The sequence below is a fragment of the Streptomyces sp. ATexAB-D23 genome (assembly GCF_000373645.1).
Taxonomy (GTDB): domain Bacteria; phylum Actinomycetota; class Actinomycetes; order Streptomycetales; family Streptomycetaceae; genus Streptomyces; species Streptomyces castrisilvae.
In genome coordinates, this window is sequence record NZ_KB892007.1 from 117,560 (window position 1) to 130,142 (window position 12,583).

Below are 12,583 nucleotides of genomic sequence, written 5' to 3' on the forward strand. Positions count from 1 at the left end.
CCACCGGCCTGGGGCCCTCCTCGTTGTGTACGGAGGACAGGCCCTAGCTCTGCTCCGCCTTCGCCGCGGCGTCGATCGCGGCGAGGGAGCGGCGGGCCTGGTTGCGGTCGGTGGTGTACCAGAAGCCGGGGAGCGAGGCCCGCAGATAGCTGCCGTAGCGGGCGTTGGCGAGGCGCGGGTCGAGCACCGCGACGACGCCCTTGTCGCCCGTGGCCCGTACGAGACGTCCGGCGCCCTGGGCCATCAGCAGCGCGGCGTGCGTGGCCGCCACCGCCATGAAGCCGTTGCCGCCCGCTTCCTCGACCGCCTTCTGGCGCGCGCTCATCAGCGGATCGTCGGGCCGGGGGAACGGGATACGGTCCATGACCACCAGCTGGCAGCTCGGCCCGGGGACGTCCACGCCCTGCCACAGCGACAGCGTGCCGAACAGGCAGGTCTCCGGGTCGGCCGCGAAGTTCTTGATCAGCTCGCCCAGGGTCTCCTCGCCCTGGAGCAGGATCGGCTTGTCCAGACGGCCCCGCAGCTCCTCGGCGGCGGCCTTGGCCCCCCGCATGGAGGAGAACAGTCCCAGCGTGCGCCCGCCGGCGGCTTCGACCAGCTCGGCCAGCTCATCGAGCATGTCCGTACGGGAACCCTCCCGGCCCGGGGTCGCCAGATGCCGGGCGACATACAGGATGCCCTGCTTCGGGTAGTCGAAGGGCGAACCGACGTCGAGGCCCTTCCACTGCGGGACGTCGTCGCCCGCGGTCCCCTCGGGGGCGAGCCCCAGGGAAGCGCCCACACCGTTGAAGTCGCCGCCGAGCTTGAGCGTGGCCGAGGTGAGGACGACGGAGCGCTCGGTGAAGAGCTTCTCGCGCAGCAGCCCGGAGACGGAGAGCGGGGCGACCCGCACGGAGGCGCCGAACCGGTCGTGCCGCTCGTACCAGACGACGTCGTACTCGGAGCCCTGCGTGATGCGCTCCGCGACGGCGTGGATGGACTCGACCGAGGCCAGCGCCTGCTTGCGGACCGCGTCCTCGTCCTGGACGGACTTGTCCCGGGTGGAACCGATCGCGGAGATCACCGTACGCGCGGCGTCCCGCAGGGCCATCAGCGCGTATCCCAGATCCTCCGGGACCTCCTCCAGGCGGCCGGGGAGCGCCAGCTCCATCACCCGCTCGAAGCCCTCGGACGCGGTCTGCAGCGCGTCGGCCGCCTTCTCGTTGACCAGCTTCGCGGCGCGGCGCACCGCGCGGTTCACCTGGCCCGGGGTCAGCTCGCCGGTGGCCACCCCGGTGACCCGGGAGACCAGCTCATGGGCCTCGTCCACGATCAGCACCTCGTGCTGCGGGAGCACCGGGGCGCCCTCGATGGCGTCGATCGCCAGCAGCGCGTGGTTGGTGACGACGACGTCCGCGAGCTTGGCCCGCTCCCTGGCCTGCTCCGCGAAGCACTCCGCCCCGTACGCGCACTTGGTGGCGCCCAGGCACTCCCGGGACGTGACGGAGGTCTGCGCCCAGGCCCGGTCGGAGACGCCGGGGGTGAGGTCGTCCCGGTCGCCCGTCTCCGTCTCGTCCGCCCAGTCCCGCATGCGCAGGAGGTCCTGGCCGAGCTTGCTGGACGGCGCCGCCGCCTCGAACTGGTCGAACAGGCCCTCTTCCTCCTCCTGCGGCACACCTTCGTGCAGCCGGTGCAGGCAGAGGTAGTTCGACCGGCCCTTCAGCATGGCGAACTGGGGGCGGCGGCGCAGCAGCGGATGCAGCGCGTCCACCGTGCGCGGCAGGTCCCGCTCGACCAGCTGGCGCTGGAGGGCCAGGGTCGCCGTGGCCACGACGACGCGCTCGCCGTGAGCCAGGGCCGGCACCAGGTAGCCGAGCGATTTGCCCGTACCCGTGCCGGCCTGGACGAGCAGGTGGGATTGGTCGTCTACCGCCTCGGCGACGGCACCGGCCATGGCGGCCTGGCCGGGCCTCTCCGTACCGCCGACGGCGGTCACGGCGGCGTGCAGGAGCTCGGGGAGGGATGGCTTCGTCATAGCCCGGCCAGCCTACGGGGCTCCACTGACAACGACGCTCACTCCCGGCCTCACGCCGAGAGGTGGAGCGGGTTGGCCACGGAGCCGTGGACCGCCGCGTGCGGGCGTTCCGGCCGGTCGCGGTAGCCGTCGAGATGCAGACGATTGCGGTTCAGACAGAGGCGCTCGATCCGCGGGGTCAGCATGTCGAACGTCTCGAACCGCTCCTTCAGCTCGGGGAACCGGGCGTGGTGGCGCAGGATCTCCGCCCGGACGAGTGACCAGAATTCGCCCTCGGGGACACCGAGCTGTTCCTCGCAGAGCGGGGAGAGGAACCGGAAGACCCCGGTGAAGAGTCCGGAGTGGATGAACTGGGTGAGGAAGGCCGGTTCCTCGGTCAGCAGGACGCTGCGCACGTCGGGCGGCATGGTGTCGTGTTCGGGCAGCGGCCGCGCGCTCACGTTGACGTCGTCCACGAAGTCCTTGATCGCGAGACGTGCGGGCACGTCCTGGTCGTCGAAGACCACGATCGCGTTCTCGCCGTGCGGGGAGAAGACGGTGCCGTAGCGGTAGAGGAAGTGCAGCAGCGGCGGCAGCAGCGCGGCGAAGAGCCGGGAGAGCCAGACGGTGGGCGTCAGCCCGGAGCGGGCGACCAGCTCGGCGGTGAAGGCGCGTCCCCGCGGGTCGGTGTGGAGCAGCGAGGCGAGGGTGCGGGCCCGCTCCCCCGGCGCCAGACGCGGCAGCAGGGGCTCGCGCCAGATCGCGCCGAGGATCTCCTTGAACTGGTACGGCGTCTCGGGGAGGTGGTCGTACAGCGGGTGCTCGACGGTGACCGACGCGACCTCGCCGAGCAGGATGACGCCGCAGGTGTCGCGCAGGAACGGATCGTTGTCGCGCAGCCCAAGCACCCAGTCCGTGACGGCGGGGGCGGCGATGGTCCGCTCGGTCGGCAGGCCGCGCCAGACCAGCGTGTTGAGGATCGACAGCGGGAGCTTGACCGTGTGCCGGTCGGGTCGCGCGACGTTGGCGAAGGTACGGATGGACTGCTGCGGCAGCCGCACGTCCGGGTCGGCGGGCAGGGGCACGATGTCGCCGGCGGCGATGGCCGGGGCGAAGAGCGGCACGATCCACTCGTCCCACTGCCAGGGGTGTACGGGCAGGTAGTGGTAGGCGTCCGGGTCGAGGCCGCGGGCGCGCAGGGTGTCGGCGAAGGACGCGCGGACCTCGGCGTCGAGCTCCTGGGCGTAGAGCGGCCCCGGGGTGGCCAGCCGGCCCACGCCCCGGTAGGCGGCGATCCGGTGGGAGACGGCCAGCCACGGCAGCCTGACCGGTTTCCTGGCCTCGGGGGTGTAGCGGGAGGCGTCGGTGGCGGAGAAGCCGAGGCGGCCCTTGTTGGCGACGATCCAGGGGTGGCCGGTCTGGTGGCCTTCGAGTTCCGCGTAGCCGAGGTCGGCCAGTTCGGCGGCGGTGAGCGCGGTGTGGTCGAGGCGGGCGTCCGCGGTGAGCGTCGTGGTCAGCTCACGGATGAGGTGGCCGAGGGTGGCGCCGTCGAGCCCGAGGAGGCGGCGGGCCCGGGTGAGGAACAGCAGCGGATCGCGGAAGGGGACGCCGCCGTCCGCTGCCTGCGAGTCCTGGCCGTCCGCCGCCCGGTCGGAGTCGGGGTGGGCTGTCTCCCGGATCGAGTCCGGGTCCACGCGCCAGCTGCCGTACACGCCGCGCCGGGCGGTGAAGCTCAGCGTGGAGCCGTCGTCCAGTCCCAGGGTGTAGGTGTCGCCGCCGGGGGTTCGCACGGCCGGCTCGATGACTTCCTCGTAGGCGAACTCACCGAGCATCTTGGCGAGCATCCGGGCGGCGGCCCGGTCCCAGGCCCCCCGGTTCAGCTCCGGGGTACTGAGCAGCGCGGGCGGCTCCATTGCGTCGTGGTGCGCAGGGTATTTCGGCACGGGGACTCCTCGGGATGGAACCGATGGGGTTCGAGCGGTGCGGACAGGTCGGGGAAGTGTTCATGGGCTGGTTCGGTGGGTTCGGTCGCGGATCATCAGCGCGGCCCGCTTCTCCGGGAGGTCGACCTCGGCGGAGAAGCGGAATCCGGCGCTCAGGAACGCGGAGACGGATGGGACGTTGCGGAGGTCGGGCTCGGCCACGACCCGGGTGCAGAGCGGAAGGTTGTCGAGTACGAGACCGGCCACGGCGCGCAGCAGCGTGGTGCCGGTGCCCCGGCCGCGGTGGCCTTCGGCGATGAGGAGGTGGACTCCTGTGTCGTGCGGCCGGGCGGGATAGTGGCGGGCCAGCGGGTCGAGGTCGGCCCGGTAGATCTCCCAGTAGCTCATGGGCGTACCCGACAGCACGCCGAGGCAGGGGATGCTGCGGCCGTCGCCGTCGAGTTGGGCGGCGAGATGCCCGGCCGTGACGCTCTCGTCGCCGGCGAGCTCCCAGAAGGCCGCGATCACGGGGTCGTTCATCCACCGGCTGATCATCGTGAGATCGCGCTCGGGGCGGACGGGGACGAGCTGGAACACCCCGGCCGGGGTGGCGACGGGCTGCCAGTCCGCCGGCCGGCCGAGGGGTCCGGACGAGGGGTCACGGTGCCGGGGCGTGGGTGCCTCCTCCTGGAAGGGCGCGCGGAGTTCAGCGGTGATCCGCGGTTCGAGTGTGTCCTCGGCGCCCGTGTCCCGCCGATCGGCGAGACCGGTGTGCGCATCGGAGGGAGGCAACGGTGGGGCGCTCCTTACTCAGCCGTGCAGGGGGTTGGTGATGGTGACGTAGACGGACTGGGTGTCCACGGGGCCGACGAGTTCGTCGAGTCCGTGCAGGCGGGTCAGCATGTTGGCCTTGCAGCGCAGGCGCGGGGTTTCGAGCAGGCGGGCGGGGAGCGGTGAGCCCAGTTCGCACGCCGACTTGAGGAACCGCCGGAAGGCGTCGAGGAGCATGTCCTCGTCGGCGAGGCGCTGGGCACCGAATGCCCCGATCAGTCCGAATACGTTGTTGATGCCGAGGTAGTAGGCGAAGCGTTCGTCGGTGACGGCGTCGGAGACGAAGGTGTCGCTGACGGCTCCGATGCCGGGGAGCCTGTGGTCGAGTGCGGCGCGGTGTGATTCACGGAAGTAGTAGCCCTGATTGTCACGGTAACGGCCACCGGCGGGCCAGCCGTCCGCGTCGAGCAGGACCAGGGTGTTCTGCTGGTGGGCCTCCAGCGCGACACCGGCGTGCGCGTCGAGCCAGAGCACCGGCTGCACGACGCGGTCGAGGTAGCGCAGGAACCACTCGGCGGCCACCGCGGTCGTGGTCCGTCCCGTGACGGCGGCGAGACGGTGGACCACGTCGGCGAGGCGGGAGTGCAGGCCCGGCCGGCCCGGCCAGGGGCGCGGCGCGGTGAGCCCGGCGATGCAGACCGCGTCGTCGTCCCGCCCGAAGGGGTTGTGGCGGAGCATGACGTCGAGGCCGTGCACCGGCGTGCCGTCCGGGGTGTCGACGGCGAGCCAGGCGGGGTCGCGCACGATGTCGAAACCGGGGTGTTCCGCGTGCCACTGGCGGGCGAGCCCGGTGCGCAGCAGCCGGTGGACCTCCACTCCCCGGTGGAGTTCCTTGCGGAGGTTCTCCCGGCGGGAGTTGGTGATGCGTACGCCGAGGGAGAGCTTCAGCATCAGGTCGGCGCCCGGCCGGTGCACGGTGCGCACCGAGGACGTGGGGTGCCAGTGTGCGCCGTACGGGCCCAGGTCGTGCAGGAGGCCGGAGTCGATGAGGGCGGCGACTTCGGGCCTGCCGCGCAGTTCGCGGGCCTGCCAGGGGTGGAGGGGAATGGGCGTGGTGTGTTCGGGGAAGGGCAGGCCCGGGGCGTGCCGGGCGACGAGCTGCGCGGCGGAGACGGGCCGGCCCTGGTCGGTCCACGCGGAGTCGGTGGCCAGCACGGAGCGGTCGGCGGCCATCCAGTGGAGCGGGAAGGAGCCGTGCAGTTCGGGTGAGTAGAGCCGGGTCTCGGCGTCGGTCAGCCCTTCCCTGCTCTTGGGCGAGGGATGCAGCGGGTGGCCGAGCAGGAGCGACTGCTCGGCGGTGAGGAAAAGGTCCGCCTCGTCGGGGGCTCCGGGCCGGCTGCGCCGCTCCGCGATGAACGAGGCGGTGCGCCGTACGGAGTCGGCGACCCGGCCGACCATGTCGGCGCCCTCGTTGTGGTCGGCCTCCCGGCCGAGCAGGGCGGCCACGGTGACGGCGTCGGCGGTCGGTGCGCCGACGGGGGCCTGTTCCAGGGCGGGCGGCCCGAAGCGGTGCCAGCCCGTGGCGGACCAGTGGAGGACGGGGACGAGCAGGGCGGTGCCGCTCGCGGGGAGCGGGACGCGCAGGGTCTCCTCCGCCGGACGGGGCAGATCGCACTCGCGGACCCAGCAGCGCAGCAGGTTCTCGATGCCCGCCGCGTCGGCGGCGCGGAGTGGATCGGGCTGGTCCAGGGGATCGGCGGCCGGGGCCGCTTCGTCCGGGTGCACGGCGGCCGGGGGCGGGGAAGCGGGCCTCGACGCGTGCCACAGTTCGTGCGGCGTTTCCTTCTGGCGGGGCACGGTCGTCGCCTCGACGGCGAGTTGACCGGGGGCTGCGGCCTCGGAGAGGGGGCGGGAGGGAGGGCCGTCGGCCTCGGGCGCGGGGGTGGGGTTCACGGCGGTCTTCCTGTGCTGGTGTCCGTGGTCAGCGGATCGATCCGGTCGGCGTCCGTCGGTGCGGTGAGCGCTCGGCGGCTGCCAGGGCATCGGCAAGGCGGTCGATGACCGCTGTTGCCTGTTCGTCGGTGAGCGTGAGGGGCGGAAGCAGGCGTACGACGGTGGAGTGCCGGCCGCCGAGTTCGACAATAAGGCCGCGGCGCAGGCATTCCTGCTGAACGGCGAGAGCGAGGACCGGATCGGGCGGCGCCTCGGTGCCGGTGCCCCGCGGACGGGTCTCGGGGTCGACGACTTCCACGCCGATCATCAGGCCGCGTCCCCGGACGTCACCGATGCACGGATGGTCGGCGGCCAGCGAGCGCAGGCTCGCCAGCATCCGGTCCCCGAGGACCCCGGCCCGCTCCGCGAGCCCGTTCTCCCGGACGTAGGCGAGGGTGGCGGTGCCCGCCGCCATGGCCAGCTGGTTTCCGCGGAAGGTGCCCGCGTGGGCGCCGGGCTGCCAGGTGTCGAGGCCGGAGCGGTAGACGATCACAGCGAGCGGGAGGGAGCCGCCGATGGCCTTGGACAGCACCATCACATCGGGCACGATCCCGCTGTGTTCGACGGCCCAGAAGGCACCGGTCCGGCCGACGCCGGTCTGGACCTCGTCCGCGATCAGCGGGATGGAGCGGTCCTCGGTGATTTCCCGCATCCGGCGCATCCAGCCGTCGGGCGCGGGGTTGACTCCGCCCTCGCCCTGGACCGGTTCGAGGATCATCCCGGCGGGGGCGGGTGTCCCGCTCTTGGGGTCGTCCAGCAGGCTCTCGGTCCAGCGCGCGGCGGTCCGTGCCCCGGCTTCGCCACCGATACCGAAGGGGCAGCGGTAGTCCCGCGGGAACGGCAGCCTGGTCACCCGTACGTCCTCGGCGCCGCCGGACGCGGCGAGGGCGCCCGCGGTCATGCCGTGGTAGGCGCCGGTGAAGGCCAGCAGGCCGCTGCGGCCGGTGGCGGCGCGGACCAGTTTGAACGCCGCCTCGACCGCGTCCGTACCGGCGGGTCCGCAGAACTGGATCCGGGCGTCGTCGGCGAACCGGCCCGGGAGAGTGGCGAACAGCTCCGTGGTGAAGGCGTCCTTGACCGGTGTCGCCAGGTCCAGCACATGCAGCGGGGCGCCCGAGTCGATGACCTTCTTGATCGCTTCCAGGACGACGGGGTGGTTGTGGCCGAGTGCCAACGTCCCCGCTCCGGAGAGGCAGTCGAGATAGCGCCGCCCGTCCGCGCCCTCGATGGTCAGCCCCCGGGCGCGCACCGGCACGATCGGCAGCGACCTGGCGTAGGTGCGGGCGGCCGATTCGCGCAGGGACTGGCGGCGCAGGATGCCCTCGTGGGCGGAGAGGGGTGGTGCCGGAGCTGGTTCGGTCACGGCCACGGCTCTGGATCCTCCCGCTGTAACAGTTGCGTTGCACGTCAGTACGATTCCGCAAGGACGGCCTGCGAGGGTGAACGCTGTCTCCGTGCCCCCTCCGTACCAACGACGAAGGAGGCAGAGGATCACGGGCAAATCCGAAGATCCTTGCGGGGCGCAACCCTGCCGCGCACCACCCGCGGCGCCACCGGCATAGTGGGGCCCGCGCCGGGCTCCGGGACACCTCCCGAAGGCCGCGGCGCCCTGCCCGTTCGGTGCGCTCTGCGGCTCGCCGTGCACAAGTGCAGTACAGAAGCGTTGAGTTACGAAGTCCCAGGGGGATCAGCAGATGCGTCTCGTTCGACCAGGAAACACCGCACGCCGCAGGGGAAGTGCCCGCCTCACCTCCTCCCCCGTGCTCGCCACCGCCGCCGTCGCCGCCGTCCTCGCGCTCACGGCCACGGCCTGCGGGCCGACCGAGGACGACGCGAACTCCGAGCCGAGCAGCAGCAGCTCCGCCGGCCGGACGGACAACAAGATCGCCATCCCGGACGAGCTGAAGGACCGGCTCAAGGAACACGGGATCGACCTGGACCAGTGGAAGGACGGCGAGTGGAAGAACTGGGACACGGACAAGTGGCTGCGTGAGGCCAAGGACTACATCAACCCGATCATCGCGGGCCTGTGGGACCCGGACCGCATGCGGGACGCCGACAAGCCCCCGGAGAATCCGGTCGACAACGACATCTCGGGCGACGAGGGCGTGACGGACCCGACGCCCGCGCCGGTCCGGGCCGTGGGCGTGAACACGCCGTACCACGACAACGCCGCAGAGTCCGGGAAGCTGTTCTTCGACGGCCCCGAGGGCTCGATGGTCTGCTCGGCGACCGTGGTGAAGGACCCGGCGCACCCGGGCAAGTCCAACATGGTGTGGACCGCGGGCCACTGTGTGCACGCGGGCAAGAAGGGCGGCTGGTACCGCAACATCGCCTTCGTCCCCTCGTACAACAACAGCGGTCTGTCGACGGCCGAGCTGCGCGACAACCCGCCCAAGGAGAAGGTCGCCCCGTACGGCATCTGGTGGGGCAGCTGGGCGCAGACCTCGCAGCAGTGGATCGACCAGGGCGCGTCGGTCGGCGGCCTGGGCGCCCCGTACGACTTCGCCGTGCTGCACGTCACGCCGGAGGAGGGTTCGAACGGCAAGTCCCTTGAGGAGACCGTCGGTTCGGCTCTGCCCGTCGAATTCAACGCGCCGGCCGTGCCGAAGATCGCCGACATGACGGCGACCGGCTTCCCGGCGGCGGCGCCGTACGACGGCCAGAAGCTGTTCCAGTGCAAGGACAAGCCCGGCCGTCTCTCGCTCGCCCAGGGTGACCCGACGATGTACCGCATCGGCTGCTCGATGACGGGCGGTGCCTCCGGCGGCGGCTGGGTCGCCACCGGTCAGGACGGCAAGCCCGCGCTGGTCTCGAACACCTCCATCGGCCCGGTGACGGCGGGCTGGCTGGCCGGACCGCGCCTCGGCAAGGAGGCCAAGGGCGTCTACGAAGAGGTCAGCAAGAAGTACGCGGACAAGTAGCCGGCAGGACCGCGCCCGCCGGGGCGCGGATGGCGACGGGCAGGGGCCTTCGGGGCGGACGGCGGTCCGTTCCAAGGGTCCCTGCCCCAAGAACGACCGATGTGCAGATTTTCAGGGGGATTCCTTTTCATGCGATCCATACGTCCGCTGCTCGCCGCGACCGGACTGGCCGCCGCGCTCGCACTGACGGCCACCGCCTGCGGGCCCACCGAGGACGAGGGCGCCGACAAGCCCGCGGCCACCGCGTCCGCGTCCGGCGGCACCCAGAAGGACGGCGGGCCGGCCGCCGGCCTGGCCGACGCGCTGAAGAAGCACGGGATCGACCCGGACAAGTGGCGCGGCGGCGAGTGGAAGAACTGGGACAAGGCCACTTGGCTGCGTGAGGCCAAGGACTTCGTCAACCCGGTCATCGAGGGGCTGTGGGAGCCGGACCGGATGAAGTCGGCGCAGGACCCGGCGAAGACGATGTCCGCCGGGGACTTCTCCGGTGACCAGGGCGTCACCGATCCGGAGCCGAGGCCGGTCACGGCCCAGCGCGAGAAGACCCCGTACCACAACTACGCGGCCCCGGTCGGGAAGGTCTTCTTCGACTCTCCCAAGGGCCACATGGTCTGCTCGGGCACGGTCGTCAAGGACCCGGGGAACCCCGGGAGGTCCAACCTCGTGTGGACCGCCGGCCACTGCGTCCACGCCGGGTCCGAAGGCGGCTGGTACCGCAACATCGTCTTCGTGCCCGCGTACAACGACAAGGGCCGGAGTGCCGCCGCGCTGAAGAACGCACAGCCGCAGGAGATCGCCCCGTACGGGGCCTACTGGGCGGACTGGGTCAGCACCTCCGGTGAGTGGATCACCAACGGCGGTCCCACCGGCGGCGAGGGTGCCCCGTACGACTACGCGGTGCTGCACGTGAAGCCGGAGCGAGGCACCAAGTCGCTCGAAGAGACCGTGGGCAACGCCCTCCCGGTGAACTTCGACGCCCCGAGATCGCGCAGATCGGTGCGATGGGCGCGTGGGGCTACCCGGCCGCCCCGCCGTACGACGGTCTGATCATGCACAAGTGCGTCGACCGGCCCGGCCGGCTGTCGATCAGCCCTTCCACGCCCACCATGTACCGCATCGGCTGCACGATGACGGGCGGTTCGTCCGGTGGCGGCTGGTTCAGCGAGGGCAGTGACGGCAAGTTGGCCCTGGTCTCCAACACGTCGATCGGCCCGGTCACCTCGGGCTGGCTGGCGGGGCCGCACCTGGGTGAGGGCGCGCGGCAGATCTTCACGACGATGAGCCGGAAGTTCGGCGCCAAGTAGCGGCGCGCACGGCCGAAGGCCCGCTCCCTCGCAGGGGAACGGGCCTTCGCTGCTTCCGCTACGGTCCGGTCAGTGCACCGCGGGGACGAACGCCGCGAGCTCCGATGCCAGCTCCTCGTGCACCCGCGCCTTGAGCAGCGTGCCCTCCGACGTGTGCTCCTCGGAGATCACCTCGCCCTCGGCGTGCACCCGGGAGACGAGTCCACCACGGGTGTACGGCACGAGCGCCTCGATCTCGACCGACGGGCGGGGCAGCTCGCTGTCGAGCAGCGCGAGCAGCTCGTCGATCCCGGCGCCGGTACGCGCCGACACCGCGATGGCGTGCCGCTCGTTGCGCAGGAGGCGCTGGAGGACCAGCGGGTCCGCGGCGTCCGCCTTGTTGACCACGACGATCTCGGGCACGTCCGTCGCGCCGACCTCGCGGATCACCTCACGCACCGCGGCGAGCTGCTCCTCCGGCACGGGGTGCGAGCCGTCCACCACGTGCAGGATGAGATCGGACTCGCCGACCTCCTCCATGGTGGAGCGGAATGCCTCCACGAGGTGGTGCGGCAGATGCCGTACGAACCCGACGGTGTCGGCGAGCGTGTAGACCCGGCCGCTCGGCGTCTCGGCCCGGCGCACGGTCGGGTCGAGGGTGGCGAACAGGGCGTTCTCCACGAGCACGCCCGCGCCGGTCAGCCGGTTGAGCAGCGAGGACTTGCCCGCGTTGGTGTAACCGGCGATGGCGACGGAAGGCACCTTGTTGCGCCGGCGCTCCTGGCGCTTGAGGTCGCGGCCGGTCTTCATCTCCGCGATCTCCCGGCGCATCTTGGCCATCTTCTCGCGGATCCGGCGCCGGTCCGTCTCGATCTTGGTCTCACCGGGGCCGCGGGTCGCCATGCCGCCACCGCCGCTGGAACCGCCGCCGCCCATCTGACGGGACAGCGACTGACCCCAGCCGCGCAGCCTCGGCAGCATGTACTGCATCTGCGCGAGGGAGACCTGAGCCTTGCCCTCCCGGGACTTGGCGTGCTGGGCGAAGATGTCCAGGATCAGGGCGGTCCGGTCGACCACCTTGACCTTGACGACGTCTTCGAGGTGGATGAGCTGGCCGGGGCTGAGCTCACCGTCGCAGACGACGGTGTCCGCCCCGGTTTCGAGGACGATGTCGCGCAGCTGAAGCGCCTTGCCGGAACCGATGTACGTGGCCGGGTCGGGCTTGTCGCGGCGCTGGAATACGGCGTCGAGCACCAGGGCTCCCGCCGTCTCGGCGAGCGCCGCCAGCTCGGCGAGCGACGTCTCCGCGTCCTGCACGGTGCCCGAGGTCCAGACACCGACGAGCACCACACGCTCCAGGCGCAGCTGCCGGTACTCGACCTCGGTGACGTCTTCGAGCTCGGTGGAGAGTCCGGCCACGCGCCGCAGGGCGGCACGCTCCGAGCGGTCCAGCTGCTGGCCGTCCCGCGCTCCGTCGATCTCTTGGCTCCAGGCGACGTCCTCTTCCATCAGGGCGTCGGCCCGCAGGCCCTCGGTGAGGCTCTCGGTCGCGTTCTCCGTGGCACTCTGCGCGTTCTGCGCGTCCTGGGGAAGGGAAGAAGAGGAGGTCATTGGATCCTTACGTCGATAGGAGTGGTTGCATCAGTCACAACGCGTAACCTCTGCGGATGATTCCCGCCCGGGAGATCCTCCGCTCCG

At 71.6% G+C, this 12,583-nt stretch carries 7 protein-coding genes and 1 pseudogene; 2 read left to right on the forward strand and 6 right to left on the reverse strand.

The features are described 5' to 3' along the window. Window positions 1-43: 43 nt before the first annotated feature. Genes B082_RS0109210 through B082_RS0109230 form a run of 5 tightly spaced genes read right to left on the reverse strand, consistent with a single transcriptional unit; the run spans window position 44 to window position 8,047 of the window. Window positions 44-2,014 (reverse strand): ATP-dependent DNA helicase, encoded by a 1,971-nt coding sequence (locus tag B082_RS0109210; protein WP_018551517.1) that lies wholly within the window; start codon window positions 2,012-2,014, stop codon window positions 44-46. A gap of 50 nt (window positions 2,015-2,064) precedes the next feature. Further along, window positions 2,065-3,936, reverse strand: a complete 1,872-nt coding sequence (locus tag B082_RS0109215) for an IucA/IucC family protein (RefSeq protein WP_026249584.1) — start codon at window positions 3,934-3,936, stop codon at window positions 2,065-2,067. A gap of 60 nt (window positions 3,937-3,996) precedes the next feature. Beyond that, window positions 3,997-4,707, reverse strand: coding sequence for a GNAT family N-acetyltransferase (locus B082_RS0109220; RefSeq protein WP_018551519.1), 711 nt, complete (start codon window positions 4,705-4,707; stop codon window positions 3,997-3,999). Between the two features lie 18 nt (window positions 4,708-4,725). Further along, on the reverse strand, window positions 4,726-6,639 hold the full coding sequence (locus tag B082_RS0109225) for an IucA/IucC family protein (protein WP_018551520.1): 1,914 nt from the start codon (window positions 6,637-6,639) through the stop codon (window positions 4,726-4,728). Window positions 6,640-6,667: 28 nt separating this feature from the next. Continuing rightward, window positions 6,668-8,047 carry a diaminobutyrate--2-oxoglutarate transaminase family protein gene (locus B082_RS0109230; RefSeq protein WP_018551521.1) on the reverse strand — a complete coding sequence of 460 codons (1,380 nt, stop codon included), beginning with the start codon at window positions 8,045-8,047 and terminating at the stop codon, window positions 6,668-6,670. 325 nt (window positions 8,048-8,372) lie between these two features. Between B082_RS0109230 and B082_RS0109235 the strand changes: the two genes are divergently transcribed. Together B082_RS0109235 and B082_RS35850 are read left to right on the forward strand one after the other, a co-directional pair. Then, window positions 8,373-9,602 (forward strand): trypsin-like serine peptidase, encoded by a 1,230-nt coding sequence (locus B082_RS0109235; protein ID WP_202453124.1) that lies wholly within the window; start codon window positions 8,373-8,375, stop codon window positions 9,600-9,602. A 129-nt stretch (window positions 9,603-9,731) separates the two neighbouring features. Further along, window positions 9,732-10,906 (forward strand): annotated as a pseudogene (locus B082_RS35850) (trypsin-like serine peptidase). A 69-nt stretch (window positions 10,907-10,975) separates the two neighbouring features. Here the strand turns inward: B082_RS35850 and hflX are convergent. Then, the gene (gene hflX, locus B082_RS0109245; protein WP_018551523.1) at window positions 10,976-12,496 is read right to left on the reverse strand and encodes a GTPase HflX; all 1,521 of its coding nucleotides are present in this window, start codon (window positions 12,494-12,496) and stop codon (window positions 10,976-10,978) included. Window positions 12,497-12,583: the final 87 nt, after the last annotated feature.